Here is a 15,587-nt window from a genome sequence, read left to right as displayed (position 1 = left end):
ATGGCAGTATTGGTAACAGGTGGAGCAGGATATATTGGTTCGCATGCCGTAGCATCGCTTAAAGAGCGCGGCGAAGAAATCGTTGTGGTCGACAATTTGGAGCAGGGACATCGCGAGGCGGTAACGGGCGGAAAGCTGTACGTTGGCGATTTGCGCGATAAGGATTTTCTGGAAACGGTATTCAAGGAAAACAGCATTGATGCCGTCATTCATTTTGCAGCTAATTCGCTCGTAGGGGAAAGCATGCAAAACCCAGGAAAATACTATCATAACAACGTTTATGGCACATTATGCCTGCTTGAGAAAATGATTGAGCACAACGTGCTTAAAATTGTGTTCTCATCCACAGCGGCCACCTATGGCGAGCCGGAAAACGTGCCAATCGACGAATATGACCGTACGCTGCCGACCAATGCCTATGGCGAAACGAAGCTGGCTATGGAAAAAATGATGAAATGGTTCGACGTCGCGCATGGTTTGAAATTCGTATCCTTGCGCTACTTCAACGCAGCTGGCGCACATGAGAGTGGCCTGATCGGCGAGGACCACAATCCGGAATCGCATCTTATTCCTATCGTGCTGCAGGCAGCGCTTGGACAACGCCCGCATATTTCCGTGTTTGGCGAAGATTATGAAACAGAGGATGGCACTTGCATCCGCGACTATATCCATGTCAGCGATCTGGCCGACGCGCACGTGCTTGCTGTAGAACGTTTGCGTACGGGTGCGGACAGCTCGATTTACAACCTCGGCAACGGACAAGGCTTCTCCGTCAAGCAAGTGATTGATATTGCGCGCTCCGTAACCGAACGCGAGATCAAGGCTGTCATTGAGCCGCGCCGGACGGGTGACCCAGCCGTATTGGTAGCGGCATCGGATCGTGCCCGCAATGAACTGGGCTGGAATCCGAAGCGCGACAAGCTGGAGGACATTATTCGCAGCGCCTGGAACTGGCATGTCGCGAATCCGCAAGGCTACAAAGGTAAAGCACAGGAGTAAGAGCAAGAGGAAGGAGCGGTTTTCGCATGACAGACAGCCAGACAGTCGCCGCAAATACGGCGAAGGCGCTTGTAAATATTGAAAGACTGATTGGTTTTGCTTACCGCCAAGGCTTGCTTCACAAGCTGGACATTCATGCTGCCCGCAATGCGCTGCTTGATTTGTTCGGCTTTACGGAGCCGTATGAAGGGGAAGTAGCTGAGGAGCAGCTGGATAGCGCGGTTTCGATATTGGAGGAGCTGCTCGATTATGGCTACAGCATCGGCCTGATTGAGGAAAATATTACGACTTATCGCGATTTGCTGGACGCGCGTATTATGGGCTTGCTCATGCCGCGCCCCTCTGAAACGGTAGCTGCTTTCGATCGGACGGCAGAAGCAGAGGGCATTTCCAAGGCGACGGATGCCTTCTATAAGCTGAATATCGATTCCAACTACATCCGCATGGACCGCATTCGCAAAAACAAATATTGGCTGTACGATACGGATTACGGCAATTTGGAGATTACGATCAATCTGTCCAAGCCGGAAAAGGATCCGAAGGAAATTGCGCTGCTTAAGACGCTGCCGCAAGCCAAATATCCATTGTGCCTGTTATGTGCTGAAAATGTAGGCTACGCCGGACGCGCGGATCATCCCGCGCGGCAAAATCTGCGCGTCCTGCCGCTGACCTTGCAGGCAGAGCAATGGTATTTTCAATATTCGCCTTATGTTTATTACAACGAGCACAGCATTGTATTCAAGGGCGTGCATGAGCCGATGGCGATTTCGCATTCCTCGTTTGCGAGATTGCTCGATTTCGTCGAGCTGTATCCGCATTATTTTATCGGCTCCAATGCTGATTTGCCGATTGTCGGCGGCTCGATTCTGAGTCACGACCACTTTCAGGCAGGTCGTCATACGTTTCCGATGGAAGCGGCAGGTGTGGAAGCAAGCTTCGTTAATCCAGAGCTGCCAGGCGTCAAATACGGTATCGTAAGCTGGCCAATGTCCGTTGTGAGGATTAACGGTGCTTCGAAAGCCGATGTGCTGAAGGCGGCCTGCAGCCTGCTTGATGCTTGGCGCGGTTACAGCGATGCGGATGCGGATGTCCTCGCCTTTACCGCAGGTGCTTTGGATGCGGCACCGACGCCGCATAATACGATTACACCAATAGCGAGGCTGCGCGACAATGGCGAGTACGAGGTTGATCTTGTGCTTCGGAACAATCGGACAAGCGACGAGCATCCCGACGGGATTTTTCATCCCCATCAGCACCTGCATCATGTCAAAAAAGAAAATATCGGCCTGATCGAAGTGATGGGTCTTGCTGTTCTGCCAGGCAGACTGGCAACGGAGCTCGGTCAAATTGCCGCTTACTTGACTGGAGAGGCGACGATGGATGCTGCCCTTCAGGAAAGCGCTCATCCGCTTCACAAGCATGCAGAGTGGATTAGAGAGCTGGTAGCGTCTTATGGAACTTCTTGCTCAGAGAACGAAGCTCAGGCGCATGTAGAGGCTCAGACGGGCGCAAAGTTCCTCGATGTGCTGAAGGACGCAGGGGTATACAAACGCAACGATGCTGGAAAAGCAAGCTTTCAAAAGTTCCTGTTTTCCCTTGGGTTGCAAACTGAATAATATAGGCTGAACCTTGAAGCTGGCTTTTAATCCTGAGGGGATTGAGAGCCAGCTTTTAATCTGTGAAATAATTAATTTGAAATGTGTAAAAAATTATGGTATTTTTTATATGATTAAAAATAGTATTTACGTTACTAATGTTTTATTGTGATCGTCAACATTACAATTAGATGGAGGAGTTTATATGCCGGAAACTATTATGCCGTTAGATGATTTTTTGCAGTTGAATTCAGATGAGCAAGTGGAAAAGCTGAAAAGGTGGAAAATGGATTATACGCTTAAGGATATTCGTGAAGCTTGGGATTTCAAACATTCCGCTCAGTATTACATGCTCCTTAAGAAACTCCGTATCTACGAGCGGGTTGTAAATAAATCGGACAAGTTCTATCCGGTTCCTGATCATTTGTCTTCACAATCGGGTGGATTTGAACGTGGATGGAGAGGACAGCCTTCTTACGCTCAGCAGGAGCTTAAGCTTCCAGCAGATCAGTTCAACTACAACTTGAACACAACGCTCAGCGGTGCTGAACTTGCTGAGAAACTCGAGCGCCTTGCGTTCTTCCTGAAAGGCGAGCAGAAACAAGTAGCCATTTCGCTGTCCCTTGAAGCAGCAGCAGCTGTAGCAGTCAAGGAATCCGAAACGACAGAAGAATAACACAAAGAAACCGGGGCAGCTCTTGCGAGTGCACCGGTTTTCTTGTGTTGTCGAAGGGTGTAATATAATGTATTTTAATGGTATTACTTGAAGGGCTGTACTACTTGTTCCTTAGCTTGCCTAGCTCTGATACAAGGGCTTCAACTTCACTGATACTGAATTTTTCTTTGCCTGCAACGACCTCATACAGTTCCTTAATGTCTTCGTATTGCGTAATATTGAAATGGGAAGCCTGCATAGCGGCAGCCGAAGCCATCTTTAATTTTGTTTTGATGGTATCAATCATAAATTCAATATTTTGCGGCGTTTGCTGTTCAAGATCAAGCATGGGTAAATCCTCCTTCATCATTCAGGGCATGAATGCATGCGCCTGCTGTTTCATACTAATGCCGTCATTGTAACATAATTTAAGGACGGGCATCAGATAAATTGAATAGAACCGATAAATCCGATACAATTAATAGCAGGATGGGTAATTATAAAGTAGAGCATGAAGGAACGCAGATAAATTGGAATAAGCAGGTTAGCTTAAAGGAGCAGGAAGATGGGGCAGTCAAATCGTTTCAATCTCGAAATTGCTGAATTTCTGGCTCCGATTGCCAGGCAGTACCCGAATAGAAGCGATATTTCCTTCGTATGTATTGGTACAGACCGTTCGACAGGAGATTGCTTTGGGCCTCTCGTCGGCACGCTGCTGCGGGAGCAGGGCTGGGAGGATGTAATCGGCACAATGGAGCAGCCGTGTGACGCCCATGCAGTGGAACAGGCAGTTCTCAAGGCTGAAAATCGTGCAGTCGTCATTGCGATTGATGCTTGTCTCGGCAAGCCGCAGTCGGTTGGGACCTTTCTGGCGATAGCGGGTCCCCTCCAGCCGGGAGCGGCAACGGGCCGAAGGCTACCTCCCGTCGGACATTACAGCATTGCAGGCGTTGTGAATGCAATAAGCCACAAGCCTTATATAACGATTCAGACGACATCGCTGTATCACGTCATGCGAATGGCGGAGCAGTTGGCAGCAGCGATAGCGCAAGCATGGCCCGGCAGCAAACGCCTATTGAAATGGACAGAAGAGGAGCGTGTTTATTTTGGCTAATTGGGTTTCCCTGGCGAATCAAAAGCTGATGCTTGAGGAAGGCACCGAGCTCAGCTTTTACGATTCAGAAGCGTTGAAATGGCAGGCTGGAGCAACAGAAGATCCGGAGGCAGGCCACCCCTCTCCCGTGCTTGTATTGCTGCATGGCTACTGCGGCAGCTCAGCCTATTGGGAAGAGGTTGCACCGATGCTTGCGCAGCAGTCGCGCTTGATCATTCCTGACTTGCGCGGTCATGGCCTATCCTCAGCTGCCGCCGATCTTGAAGCTACTATGGAATTGTATGCAGATGATCTTTACGCTATTCTTGAAGCTCTTCGCATAGATAAAGTGTGCCTTATCGGCCATTCGCTTGGCGGCTACATTACATTGGCTTTTGCAGAGCGGTATGCGGATCAGTTGGCGGCATTCGGGCTTGTGCATTCTACAGCTCTAGCCGACAGCGAGGCCGCGAAGGACAATCGGGACAATACGATAAATTTAATCAAGCAGGGCCAGCTGGAGCAGGTTATTGATGGCATGTCGCAAAAGCTGTTCGCTCCAGATAACTTGGACAGGCTGCCTAGCAAGGTAGCGCGAGTGAAGGCGATTGGCTATCAGACGGGTGGAACAGGAGCGATCGCTGCGGCATCCGGAATGAAGGCAAGGCCTGATCGGACGAGCATTTTGCGTGAGGCCAAGCTGCCTGTACTGCTGCTTGCCGGGGAAGGCGACCAAATCGTTCCACCGGAGCGGACCTTGTTATTTGAAGGCCCCTCCATCACGCAGGTGCTGCTTTCAGATGCCGGCCACATGAGCATGCTGGAGCAGCCGGAAGCATGCGCAGAGGCAATCAGCAGCTTTATTGCTCGGCTATAGGTTGGACTAACCTTTCTCGCAGTGGCATTCATCGTTCAAGCTAAATCATGGTTAGGCAGATAGAGGCTAGTGAAAGGGGCATGGAGCGATGTTTCAACGGGATTATTTTATGCGTATGATTGAGCAGATGACGGAAGCGGTCGGACAAGTGATGCAGCTAAGGCGAGAGCTGAAGCAAGAGGAGGCGCTTGTCGTCATTGACGAGCTGCTGGACCGCAGGTTTGGGCTAAGCGGGAAGCTGATTCGTACGTTGTCAGATGAGGATCTGCTCGCGGTAATGACGAAGAACGGCATCGTAGAGACGGACAACCTTCAGGCAATCGCGATTTTGTTCAAGCAGGAGGCAGAGCTATATGAGGATTTGGGCAAAGAAGCAGAAAGCTTCGCGCACAGCTTAAAGGCCTTGCACTTGTTTATGCGTCTTTCACTCATCGACGCGCCGCCGACGCTTACAGACTCGAGCGAAGAAGCAGTGAACCTACTCGGCAAGCTATCGCCATACGAGCTGCCCTCTCGAACGAAGCTTCTGGTAGCTGAATGGCATGAAGCAGAGGGCGCTTTTGCGCTCGCTGAAAATATTTGGTACGAGCTGCTTGAGGACGGCGCAGTGGACAAAGGCGAGGTTGCCGCGTTTTATATACGGCTGCTTCCTTTTGAGGAAGACAAGCTTGCGGCTGGCGGCTTGCCGATAGAGGAAATCAGAACAGGGCTTAACAGCCTGGAGATGGAGCAATAGCAATGACAGAACAGTGGCAGCAGGACATATGCCGCCTGACAGAAACGGGCGGGCTTTTGCAGGGAACGCTGAGCCAGCTTCGCCGCAAGGATGGAGACGCAGCGCCCAAAATCATCATTCGTCCCGTACAGTTGAAAAATGGTCTTCATTATCAATTTGAAGCTCATTATGCGAATAAGGTTATACATAATAATTGGCTTCCGGAAGATGCGGGGCCAAAGCTGATCGAGCTGCTCGGTGAGCAATATCGCCAGGCGCTTCTCAAAACGCAGGAAGCAGATATACAGCTGCTTCTGAGCAAGAAAGGCAAGCCGACTTTGCTCAGAAAGCCGCCAACCGCTAGTGCGGCGAGCACCGAGCAGCAGCACAACCGCCAGAAGCAGCGCGTCATTGCGGAAGGGCAGGCGGCTCCGTTTATGGTGGAGCTGGGCATTATGACGCCGGAAGGCAAGGTCCATGCGAAAAAGCAGGATAAGTTCCGGCAGATCAATCGCTTCCTGGAAATGGTTTCCGATGTGCTGCCTCAGCTTCCGCAGGACAAGCCGCTGACCATTATCGATTTTGGCTGCGGCAAGTCGTATTTGACGTTTGCCCTGTACCATCTGCTGGCGGTAGAGCAGAAACGGGATATTCGCATTGTCGGCCTTGATTTGAAGGCAGATGTCATCACTTTTTGTTCGGAGCTTGCACATACGCTTGGTTATGATAAACTGTCATTTATGGTGGGCGATATTGCCGATTATGAAGGTGTAAGCGAAGCGGATATGGTTGTAACGCTTCATGCATGCGACACGGCTACCGATGCTGCGCTTGCCAAGGCCGTCGGCTGGGGAGCCTCGGTCATTATGTCCGTGCCTTGCTGCCAGCATGAGTTGTTTAAGCAGGTGAGCAGTGACGTTTTGGTCCCTATTTTATCGCAAGGCTTATTAAAAGAACGTTTTGCGGCTATTGCAACCGATGCGGCCCGTGGCACACTGCTTGAGGTGCTGGGTTATAAAGTTCAAATGCTGGAGTTTGTTGATCCGGAGCATACGCCCAAAAATTTGCTCATTCGAGCGGTTCGCGGCGATTCGGGCATACAGACAAAAAAATGGGAGCAATATGAGCAGTTTCGTAATTTTCTGCAATTAGCACCTAGTCTTGAGAAACTGCTTGCCGGACGTTTGCCCGCAAACTAGCAAGTATATCATTTTTTTGAAAATTGCTTTAATGAATGCATGGATGATAGCGACCAAATGAAAGATGCCGATTACTAGCGTTATCATGGTTAAAGGCGGGAAACAAGGAAATGAGAAAAGTTCAGATTGGCATGGTGCAGCCGGGGGACAGGCTTGCCAAAACTATTTTTCAGGATAACGGCAGCGTGCTGCTCGGCGCAGGCGTGGAGATGAATGACCGTTTTATTAATAGGCTTGAAAATATGGGCTATGATTTTGTGTTTATTGAAGATAAGGACACAGAGGACATTATGCCCGAGGACAGCATTCGCGACGAGACGCGCAAAAAAGCGGCAGAAGCGGTTTCCGCAACGATGGATGCGTTCAAAGAACCGGCCCTGAAGGGGAGGACGATTGCCCCAGACATTGGCCGGACCTTTCGTTCAGTATTCGGGTCCATTATGCAGGATTTGGCGAGCCGGCCAAACATGGCGGTCAACTTGTCCAGCATTCATTCGGCGGATGCCTATTTGTTTCAGCATTCGGTCAATGTAGCGGTGCTCGCAGGCGTTATTGGCATTGCCAAAGGGTTCAATCGCAATCAACTGGAGGATTTGGGCATTGGCGCGCTGTTGTTTGATATCGGCATGACGAAGCTGCCTCAGCCGATGCTGGCGACTAAAGGGCCGCTATCCGCAGCAGATCGCAAAATCATGCAGTCGCATGCAATGGAGGGCTTCGATATTTTACGGAAATATCATGATATTTCCCTCGTTTCGGCCCATTGTGCGCTGCAGCATCATGAGCGCTATGACGGCTCGGGTTATCCGCGCGGGCTGAAGCATGATGATATTCATATGTTCGCTCAAATCGTCGGGCTTGCCGATGTATATGATGCACTGACTTCCCCGCGGCCCTATCGCAAAAGATATACGCCAACGGAAGCCATCGAATTTTTATTCGCAGCAGGCAATACATACTTTGATTTTGAGTTGATTAAACTTTTTTGCCGCCATATTTCCATTTATCCGGTGGCGACGACGCTGCTGCTCAGCTCTGGACAGACTGCCGTCGTTACAGCGAACAATGAGCTGGCCTTGCATCGTCCACGCGTACGTATTATTCGTGAAGCCGATGGTTCGCGTGCAGCAGCTCCTATTGAAATTGAGCTTAAGGACGACATGTATTTGACGATTGTCAAAGAGCTGTAATCGCATGCCGAAGCTCTGTTGTGCATTAAGGCAGCTTTTTCCCGCAAAGCTGTAACCAAGCAAGGATTTAATTGGGTTCGTTAGGCTGGGGGCTTGACTATACGAGCATTCCATATGCTGCATAAGCTGTTAGGGCGACAAGCACATAAAGGAGTGTTGTAATGTCTAAGAAAATGATCCCCCCGTTTCTCGGTCCTAAGGGCACCGGAAAAGTAATCAGCAAGGTAAAGCGGACGAAGAGGCTTCAAAGCGGAGGCCCAACCTTTAACCGTCTGACGGTCGTATGGGTTACGAACAATGGAGTGCCGTTTAATACGACTGGTTTTTTCGCCCGTCTGTTTAGAGGCAATAATGTCGTTGCGATTTCCTCATTTGACCGCTTCGGTGTCGTCAGGTTTAACCAGATTCAGACGCTGACAACGGTGTCTTACACGATTCGTTTGTACAACTCGAATGGCGTATTGTTCCGTACGGCGTTCATTCCGGCAGGAGTACAAACCTTCGCGGTTATTGGCTAACTTCAAATCCTCTTGCATTTTCCGCTTATAACAGGCGGAGAGGGCAGGAGGATTTTGCTTTCTCTTTGAATCTTCTCTATCTTCATGTAATATGGGGATAGATGTATAAAGGGGGAGCTTTGTTACATATGGGTGTGCAGCATCATACTTTATCCAAGCTGGATATTATTCGCAGAATTCTATTTATTACAATTGGGGCTGCGTTGGTATCTGTAGCTTTAGAGATTTTTCTGGTGCCGAACCATATTATCGACGGCGGAATTGTAGGCATTTCCATTATCGTATCCTATTTTACGGGGCTGCCGCTCGGCTTGTTTTTGTTCTTATTGAATCTTCCTTTCCTGCTGCTAGGGTATAAGCAAATCGGCAAAACCTTTGCTTTATCGACTTTATACGGCGTTAGCGTCATGTCGCTGGGCACGTTTTTGCTGCATCCGGTGAAGGCGATTACGAGCGAATATGTGCTGGCCGCTATTTTCGGCGGTGTCATATTGGGCGCTGGGGTTGGACTCGTTATCCGTTTTGGCGGATCGCTGGACGGGACGGAAATTGTTGCGATTTTGAGCAATAAGCGCCTGCCGTTTTCAGTAGGCGAGGTCGTGATGTTTTTTAATCTTTTTATATTGTGCAGCGCCGGCTTTGTATTCGGTTGGGATCGGGCGATGTACTCGCTATTTTCTTATTTCATAGCATTCAAAATGATTGACATTACGATTGAAGGCTTCCAGGAATCGAAGGCCGTCTGGATTATCAGCGAAAGCTGGCAGGAGATTGGCGCAGCTATTATGAGCCGTCTCGGCCGCGGCGTCACTTATTTGCACGGCGAGGGCGGCTTTACCGGCGGGCAGAAGCGGATTATTTTTTGCGTCATTACCCGGCTGGAAGAAGCGAAGATGAAATCGATTGTGCAGGAGCTTGATCCGGCTGCTTTTCTGGCCGTCGGCAACATTCATGATGTGAAGGGCGGCCGCTTCAAGAAGCGTGATATTCATTAGCAAAGGGGTTTAAGCTTTGGATGAGTTTGCAAGCATCAGCCATTGGACGGCGGGCAGACAGTCCGCTGAATGGCAGCAGCAAAGAGGCGTGACGCTCGGCATTGGCGATGATACAGCCATCATTGCTCCTGCGGCAATGGCGGATGAGCTGGATGGTCCGCTGGAGCTGCTGATGGCCGTCGACACGATGGTGGAGACGGTGCACTTTAATGCGTATACGATGACCGATGAGGATGTCGGATATAAGGCGCTTGCCGCGAACGTGAGCGATATCGCGGCAATGGGTGGTGTGCCGCGACATGCGCTCGTGTCCGTGAGCGTGCCGGCGGCATATGGGCCGGAGCGGATAGCCCGGCTCTATGATGGGCTTTATGCGTGCGCCGCGGATTACGGCGTCGCGATTGTTGGCGGCGATACGACGTCTTCGCCGCAGCACTTGGTTGTTGCGGTGACGGTGACGGGTGCCGTCGAAGCTGGGCGGGCTTTGCGCCGCTCCGGGGCGAAGCCCGGAGACGCGGTTGTGCTGACCGGAGCCGTCGGACTGTCGGCGGCAGGTCTGCATTTGCTGCTCGCGCGTAAGCAGGAGCGGCAAGAGCAGGCGGCGCGCGAGGCAGTTGAATCGGGTGTAACGGGCGGAGCTAGTGACACCAGTGACACCAGTGACACCAGTGACACCAGTGACACCAGTGACACCAGTGACACCAGTGGGACACAGCCTGCTGGTTATTTGCAAGCGGCAAGCTCTGCGGGCGTTTCAAATCAAGCACAGCACGAAGAGGTGCGTGGAGCGGCAGCGCTCATAGGGGCGCATTGCCGCCCTGCACCTTCCCTGCGTGCGGGACGTTTGCTGCTTGAGCGTGGCAGCTGTAATTCCCTTAATGATGTGAGCGATGGGCTTGCCAGCGAAGCATGGGAGATTGCTGAAGCCTCACAGTGCTGCCTTATGCTTAAGGAAGATATGCTTCCACGCAGCGGCAGTATGGCTGCTTATGCGGCGGATGTTGGAATCGATCCTCTGGAGTGGATGCTTTATGGCGGCGAGGATTATGTGCTGCTAGGCACAATGGAAGCCGCTGATGTGCAGGCAGCACGCGAAGCTTTCCATGCCGAAGGCTTGCCATTTTATATCGTTGGCGAGGTGCGGCAGGGGGCGCCTTCAGTGGTGCTGGAGCCATCATTGTCAGCCAAGGTTGACGGAGCTGCTGCCAAGGGCAAGTGTATGCCCCTTGCCAAGCGAGGCTATAATCATTTTAAGAAATGAAATTGGGTGAATAAGATGCAAACAGCGATTGGAGAAGCACAGTGGAAGGCGAACAGCACGAAGGATACGGAAGCACTTGCGACGCTTATTGCTTCATGGGCAAAGCCAGGCACGCTGCTGGCGCTTGACGGCGATCTTGGTGCGGGGAAAACGACGTTTTCGCAGTTTTTTGCGAAAGCCATCGGCGTGCAGGGCATAGTAAACAGTCCGACCTTTACGATTATCAAAGAATATGAAGGCGCTGAGATGCCCTTTTATCATATGGATGTTTATCGCGTATCCCTTGAGGAAGCGGACGAGCTGGGACTTGACGAATATTTTTACGGCAGCGGCGTGACGATTGTGGAATGGGCAAGCTTGATCGCAGAGCTTTTGCCCGAGGAGCGCTTAGAGCTGTATTTGGAGCATACGGGCGGCGAAGAGCGGGTAATTCGGCTGAAAGGCATCGGAGAAGCCTACGCAGGCTGGTGCCAGTCTTTGAATGACAGGGAAGTAGGGAAGCAACATGGTTGAGCAGGCGGAGCAGCCCATATTAGCATTTGATACCTCGACGGCTGCCCTTGCGGCGGCTGTTATTCAAGGTGATCGGATTTTAGGTGAAATTCAATCTTTTGCGGAGCGCAATCACTCCGTTTATATTATTACGCATTTAAAGCAGCTGCTTGAGGATTGTGGTGTAAGTAAGAACGAGCTTGGCGGCATCGCTGTAGGGGGCGGCCCAGGCTCCTACACGGGCATGCGAATTGCAGTAACAGCGGCTAAGACGCTTGCTTGGACTTGGGATAAGCCGTTAGTAGCGCTGTCCAGCCTTGAAGCGATTGCTTACGGGGCGTGTGAGCGATTAAAACAAACCGATGCGATGATTTCAACCGTGCAGCAATCAATTCAAGCGGCTCACCCTAAAATGAACAAGATGGCTGCATGGTTCATTCCTATCATGGATGCAAGGCGGGGCCAAGTATATACGGCAAGCTTCTCCTATGAATATGGCGACCAATGGGAACGCCGCGCTGCAGATGGAATCAGACTGATGCGGGATTGGGTTGATCAGTTATTGGAGCAGGTTCGGGAGCAGGTTCAAGAACAGGTTCTAGGACAAGCTAAGAGGCAGGAACGGAACTGGCAGCAAGAAGAGGAGCAGGGACAAGAGCAGGGACAAGAACAGGGACAAGAACAAGAGCAAGAGCAAGAGCAAGAGCAAGAGCAAGAGCAAGAGCAAGAGCAAGAGCGGGCTGAGCTTAAGCCATCTCAAAATCCAGCTGGATATGTTACTAAAATTTACATCACTGGCGATCTTAAGCTCCACGAGGCGGAGGCGCAGCGGCTCGTAGAAGGCTGTGCAGAAGCGGGGGTAGAGGTTAGTCTGTTTCCTTATGAGCTGGAAGGCCGGGCGATAGCTGAGCTGGGGCGGAAACGCCTGCTTGCAGGGGATGTAGATGACCTCCATACGCTTGCGCCAAACTATACACAGCTGCATGAGGCGGAGGTTAAGCTGCAGGAGAAGGAAGCTGCTTTAAAGGCTGAACAGGAAGCTGAAAGGGCAGCCGCACAATCGGCTTCTCTAAAGGCTGCAATTAATGCCGATGTGGATGCGGCTCGAGTAAAGGATGCGGAGCCATGATGAGAGAAATCAATCGGGATGCAATGATTTATCGGTCCATGACGCTGCAAGATATACCGTTTATTGTGGCGATCGAGCTGGAAGCTTTCACGGGGCCGTGGACAGCAGAAGCTTTTACGAATGAGTTGACGAATAATATGTTTGCCAAATATATGGTGATGGAATACGAGAAGGAAGTTATCGGATATGCGGGCATGTGGGTTATCGTGGACGAGGCGCATGTGACGAATGTGGCGGTACGCTCCGATCATCGCGGACAAGGACTTGGCAAGCTGCTGCTGGGCGAGCTTCAGCGGACGGCTGTGTTTTTCGGGGCACACAAAATGACGCTGGAGGTCCGGGTATCCAACGAGGTGGCGCAGCGGCTTTACCGCAGCCTTGGTTTTGAATCGTCGGGCATTCGTCCCGGCTATTATTCGGATAATCAGGAGGATGCGCTCATTATGTGGGCGGAGCTTGATACGAGCAGCTTAGGCGTCCGGGAAGAGGGGCAGGAGTATTGAGCATGCAACAACAGGAAGCGGCGAAAGCGGCAGCGGCAAATGAGAGCAAGTCTGGCCTTATTCTTGCCATTGAGACGAGCTGTGATGAAACATCCGTTGCCGTCATTCAGGATGGTAAACATATATTATCGAATGTCATTTCGAGCCAAATTGAGGTGCATCAGCGCTTTGGCGGCGTTGTGCCGGAAATTGCCTCACGCAAGCATGTTGAGGTCATTACGCTGATGATTGAACAGGCGATTGCTGAATCGGGCATAAAGCTGAAGGATTTGTCCGCAATTGCGGTGACGCAGGGACCGGGGCTAGTTGGTGCATTGCTTGTCGGAATCGTAGCGGCCAAAACACTGGCAATGGCGCTAGATTTGCCCTTGATCGGCACCCATCATATTGCGGGGCATATTTACGCCAACCAGCTCGTGCATGAGCTGGAATATCCATGTATGGCGCTCGTCGTTTCCGGCGGGCACACGGAGCTGGTGCTGCTCGAAAATGAAGGCTCCTTCCGCATGATTGGGCGTACGCGCGACGATGCGGTTGGGGAAGCATACGACAAAGTAGCTCGTTCGCTCAAGCTTCCTTATCCGGGCGGGCCCCATATCGACCGACTGGCTTCAGAAGCAACGGAAGCGCTGACGCTGCCAAGGGCATGGCTGGAGGCGGACTCCTACGATTTCAGCTTCAGCGGCTTGAAGTCGGCGGTGCTGGCGGTTATAAATCAGACGCAGATGCGCGGGGATACGCTCAATGAAGCGGCGCTGGCACGGGGCTTTCAGGAATCGGTCATTGAGGTGCTCGTTGAAAAAGCGCTTCGCGCCGTTCGCGCCTATGGCGCCAAGCAGCTGCTGCTGTGCGGAGGCGTCGCGGCGAATCGCGGACTGCGGGCAGCTCTGACTTCCCGCTGCGAAGCGGAAGGCGTGCCGCTGCTCATTCCGCCGCTGACGCTGTGTACGGATAACGCGGCGATGATCGGAGCCGCCGCATTCCTGAAATGGCAGCGCGGCGAATATTCGTCGCTCGATCTTAAAGCCGAGCCAAGCTTCAGTCTCGAAGGCTGGATGGCATCTCAGGCGCAGAGCTAGACTAACGGCTGCTCGAAATTTTTTTGAGTGCTGTGATTGACATCTAATTTTTGAAGGCATATAATAGGCAACAATACTTTGAACTTCATATTCTGCAAACGCAAGGAACAGGAATAGTAGGGCCATTCCCGGAATGAACAGAGAGCTGCGGGCTAGTGCAACGCAGTCGACGGAAGCCTGAAGCTCGCCTGGGAGCGGAACAGTGGAACAGCTGGCTAACCATGGATAGCCGGATTTACTACACTGTCACGGCTAACCCCCGTAATCGGGTGCGCATCAATCAACATCCGGAGTTGATGATGTGCCTAAGGTGGGCATTCTAATTTGCTGCAATAGCAAAGCGGAAGGTCAACAAGGGTGGTACCGCGCAGGATTATAATAAGCCTGTCGTCTCTTGATTTATTCAAGAGACGACAGGCTTTTCTTGTTGTTTGGAAGTTCAAAGTTGGAAGCGAGCTATGAAATGAGCAAGCAGGCAAGTTAAACATGAACCAGCACAATAAGCTGAAATCACATACAGAAAACGCAACGAACAGGAGTAGTAGAGCGGTAAAGCGGGACAACAGCGGGAACCTTGAATGAGGTGCGGCAGGCGGATAACAAAGCTGCTGCATGGTCGACAAGGAGCGCTGCAGAGAGCTGCGGGATGGTGCGACGCAGTCGAAGCTTACGTTCGAACTCGCCTGGGAGCGGAATGATGGAACCATCAGTGCAGGCGGCTGCGGTTAGCTGCGAGCCTGAGGCGTACATCGTTACGGAATCAGCCACCGTCATCGGGCATCAAGCGGGTGTGGACCCGCGCGAATGCTGCAGGCATGGGATTACCCATCCAGCAGCAGCGTGAAAGGAGAAGCCAATCTGGTTTTTCTGCTCAAGCGCATACAGGGTCCAGCCAATTAGAGTGGTACCACGGTGGGTGAAAAGCCTGTCGTCTCTTTCAATTAGAGACGGCAGGCTTTTTTTAATATAAGCATTTATAAGTTTAACCCTTATAAACAGCTTATATTTCACGGACTGAAACGCGCCGTGCCGCAAAAGGACGGCGACAGCCGTTTCACCTTGAAATATAGGAAAGGATGTCCTAATGCAATCCTTTCTCTATATTTCTCGGAATGAAACGCGCCGCGCCGCCAAAGGACGGCGACAGCCGTTTCACCTTGAAATATAGGAAAGGATGTCCTAACGCAATCCTTTCTCTATATTTCTCGGAATGAAACGCGCCGCGCCGCCAAAGGATGGCGACAGCCGTTTCACCTTGATTGCTGCTATAGCTTTATTTAACTAAAA

The 15,587-nt window shown here is 51.4% G+C and carries 17 protein-coding genes; 16 read left to right on the top strand and 1 reads right to left on the bottom strand.

Features of this window, described 5'->3' with window-relative positions; all coding sequences use genetic code 11:
- From galE to ABEW34_RS12535, 3 genes are all read left to right on the top strand, one after another.
- Window positions 1-999 (top strand): UDP-glucose 4-epimerase GalE, encoded by a 999-nt coding sequence (gene galE / locus ABEW34_RS12545; protein ID WP_430159024.1) that lies wholly within the window; start codon window positions 1-3, stop codon window positions 997-999.
- Window positions 1,000-1,025: 26 nt separating this feature from the next.
- A complete protein-coding gene (locus ABEW34_RS12540; protein WP_430159023.1) occupies window positions 1,026-2,615 on the top strand; it encodes a UDP-glucose--hexose-1-phosphate uridylyltransferase in 1,590 nt (529 codons plus the stop codon).
- Window positions 2,616-2,799: 184 nt separating this feature from the next.
- Window positions 2,800-3,270 carry a hypothetical protein gene (locus tag ABEW34_RS12535; protein WP_430159021.1) on the top strand — a complete coding sequence of 157 codons (471 nt, stop codon included), beginning with the start codon at window positions 2,800-2,802 and terminating at the stop codon, window positions 3,268-3,270.
- Window positions 3,271-3,370: 100 nt separating this feature from the next.
- Here the strand turns inward: ABEW34_RS12535 and ABEW34_RS12530 are convergent, their stop codons facing one another.
- A complete protein-coding gene (locus ABEW34_RS12530) occupies window positions 3,371-3,598 on the bottom strand; it encodes a DUF1128 domain-containing protein (protein WP_046229070.1) in 228 nt (75 codons plus the stop codon).
- Window positions 3,599-3,814: 216 nt separating this feature from the next.
- Between ABEW34_RS12530 and yyaC the strand changes: the two genes are divergently transcribed.
- The 13 genes from yyaC to ABEW34_RS12465 all read left to right on the top strand — a co-directional run bounded on the left by yyaC (window position 3,815) and on the right by ABEW34_RS12465 (window position 15,144).
- Window positions 3,815-4,363 (top strand): spore protease YyaC, encoded by a 549-nt coding sequence (yyaC, locus tag ABEW34_RS12525; RefSeq protein ID WP_430159017.1) that lies wholly within the window; start codon window positions 3,815-3,817, stop codon window positions 4,361-4,363.
- Window positions 4,356-5,219 carry an alpha/beta fold hydrolase gene (locus tag ABEW34_RS12520; protein ID WP_430159015.1) on the top strand — a complete coding sequence of 288 codons (864 nt, stop codon included), beginning with the start codon at window positions 4,356-4,358 and terminating at the stop codon, window positions 5,217-5,219. The genes yyaC and ABEW34_RS12520 overlap by 8 nt, the downstream gene beginning before the upstream one ends.
- Before the next feature lie 88 nt (window positions 5,220-5,307).
- Window positions 5,308-5,955 carry a DUF6483 family protein gene (locus ABEW34_RS12515; RefSeq protein ID WP_430159012.1) on the top strand — a complete coding sequence of 216 codons (648 nt, stop codon included), beginning with the start codon at window positions 5,308-5,310 and terminating at the stop codon, window positions 5,953-5,955.
- Between the two features lie 2 nt (window positions 5,956-5,957).
- Window positions 5,958-7,133: a class I SAM-dependent methyltransferase gene (locus ABEW34_RS12510; RefSeq protein ID WP_430159010.1), complete on the top strand. Its 1,176-nt coding sequence runs from the start codon at window positions 5,958-5,960 to the stop codon at window positions 7,131-7,133.
- A 110-nt stretch (window positions 7,134-7,243) separates the two neighbouring features.
- On the top strand, window positions 7,244-8,323 hold the full coding sequence (locus ABEW34_RS12505) for an HD-GYP domain-containing protein (protein ID WP_430159008.1): 1,080 nt from the start codon (window positions 7,244-7,246) through the stop codon (window positions 8,321-8,323).
- Window positions 8,324-8,484: 161 nt separating this feature from the next.
- Window positions 8,485-8,841: a hypothetical protein gene (locus ABEW34_RS12500; RefSeq protein WP_430159005.1), complete on the top strand. Its 357-nt coding sequence runs from the start codon at window positions 8,485-8,487 to the stop codon at window positions 8,839-8,841.
- A gap of 128 nt (window positions 8,842-8,969) precedes the next feature.
- Window positions 8,970-9,836, top strand: a complete 867-nt coding sequence (locus ABEW34_RS12495) for a YitT family protein (protein ID WP_430159002.1) — start codon at window positions 8,970-8,972, stop codon at window positions 9,834-9,836.
- 16 nt (window positions 9,837-9,852) lie between these two features.
- On the top strand, window positions 9,853-11,097 hold the full coding sequence (locus tag ABEW34_RS12490; RefSeq protein ID WP_430158999.1) for a thiamine-phosphate kinase: 1,245 nt from the start codon (window positions 9,853-9,855) through the stop codon (window positions 11,095-11,097).
- Window positions 11,098-11,112: 15 nt separating this feature from the next.
- The gene (gene tsaE, locus ABEW34_RS12485; RefSeq protein ID WP_430158996.1) at window positions 11,113-11,610 is read left to right on the top strand and encodes a tRNA (adenosine(37)-N6)-threonylcarbamoyltransferase complex ATPase subunit type 1 TsaE; all 498 of its coding nucleotides are present in this window, start codon (window positions 11,113-11,115) and stop codon (window positions 11,608-11,610) included.
- Window positions 11,603-12,718, top strand: coding sequence for a tRNA (adenosine(37)-N6)-threonylcarbamoyltransferase complex dimerization subunit type 1 TsaB (gene tsaB / locus ABEW34_RS12480; RefSeq protein WP_430158993.1), 1,116 nt, complete (start codon window positions 11,603-11,605; stop codon window positions 12,716-12,718). Before tsaE ends, tsaB begins: the two co-directional genes overlap by 8 nt.
- Window positions 12,715-13,221: a ribosomal protein S18-alanine N-acetyltransferase gene (rimI, locus tag ABEW34_RS12475; protein ID WP_430158990.1), complete on the top strand. Its 507-nt coding sequence runs from the start codon at window positions 12,715-12,717 to the stop codon at window positions 13,219-13,221. The genes tsaB and rimI overlap by 4 nt, the downstream gene beginning before the upstream one ends.
- A 2-nt stretch (window positions 13,222-13,223) precedes the next feature.
- Window positions 13,224-14,300, top strand: coding sequence for a tRNA (adenosine(37)-N6)-threonylcarbamoyltransferase complex transferase subunit TsaD (gene tsaD, locus ABEW34_RS12470; protein ID WP_430158987.1), 1,077 nt, complete (start codon window positions 13,224-13,226; stop codon window positions 14,298-14,300).
- 697 nt (window positions 14,301-14,997) lie between these two features.
- Window positions 14,998-15,144 (top strand): hypothetical protein, encoded by a 147-nt coding sequence (locus tag ABEW34_RS12465; protein ID WP_430158985.1) that lies wholly within the window; start codon window positions 14,998-15,000, stop codon window positions 15,142-15,144.
- Window positions 15,145-15,587: the final 443 nt, after the last annotated feature.

This window comes from Paenibacillus algorifonticola, assembly GCF_050481745.1.
Lineage (GTDB): Bacteria > Bacillota > Bacilli > Paenibacillales > Paenibacillaceae > Pristimantibacillus > Pristimantibacillus algorifonticola_A.
The sequence above is the reverse complement of the archived record's forward strand: the minus strand, read 5'-3'. Positions and strand labels throughout refer to the sequence as shown.

Coding starts and splice junctions, on each gene's coding strand:
- ABEW34_RS12535 (WP_430159021.1), top strand. CDS start 2,800: ATGCCGGAAACTATTATGCCGTTAGATGATTTTTTGCAGTTGAATTCA.
- ABEW34_RS12510 (WP_430159010.1), top strand. CDS start 5,958: ATGACAGAACAGTGGCAGCAGGACATATGCCGCCTGACAGAAACGGGC.
- ABEW34_RS12500 (WP_430159005.1), top strand. CDS start 8,485: ATGTCTAAGAAAATGATCCCCCCGTTTCTCGGTCCTAAGGGCACCGGA.
- ABEW34_RS12505 (WP_430159008.1), top strand. CDS start 7,244: ATGAGAAAAGTTCAGATTGGCATGGTGCAGCCGGGGGACAGGCTTGCC.
- tsaD (WP_430158987.1), top strand. CDS start 13,224: ATGCAACAACAGGAAGCGGCGAAAGCGGCAGCGGCAAATGAGAGCAAG.
- yyaC (WP_430159017.1), top strand. CDS start 3,815: ATGGGGCAGTCAAATCGTTTCAATCTCGAAATTGCTGAATTTCTGGCT.
- ABEW34_RS12495 (WP_430159002.1), top strand. CDS start 8,970: ATGGGTGTGCAGCATCATACTTTATCCAAGCTGGATATTATTCGCAGA.
- tsaB (WP_430158993.1), top strand. CDS start 11,603: ATGGTTGAGCAGGCGGAGCAGCCCATATTAGCATTTGATACCTCGACG.
- ABEW34_RS12530 (WP_046229070.1), bottom strand. CDS start 3,598: ATGCTTGATCTTGAACAGCAAACGCCGCAAAATATTGAATTTATGATT.
- galE (WP_430159024.1), top strand. CDS start 1: ATGGCAGTATTGGTAACAGGTGGAGCAGGATATATTGGTTCGCATGCC.
- rimI (WP_430158990.1), top strand. CDS start 12,715: ATGATGAGAGAAATCAATCGGGATGCAATGATTTATCGGTCCATGACG.
- tsaE (WP_430158996.1), top strand. CDS start 11,113: ATGCAAACAGCGATTGGAGAAGCACAGTGGAAGGCGAACAGCACGAAG.
- ABEW34_RS12465 (WP_430158985.1), top strand. CDS start 14,998: ATGGAACCATCAGTGCAGGCGGCTGCGGTTAGCTGCGAGCCTGAGGCG.
- ABEW34_RS12540 (WP_430159023.1), top strand. CDS start 1,026: ATGACAGACAGCCAGACAGTCGCCGCAAATACGGCGAAGGCGCTTGTA.
- ABEW34_RS12515 (WP_430159012.1), top strand. CDS start 5,308: ATGTTTCAACGGGATTATTTTATGCGTATGATTGAGCAGATGACGGAA.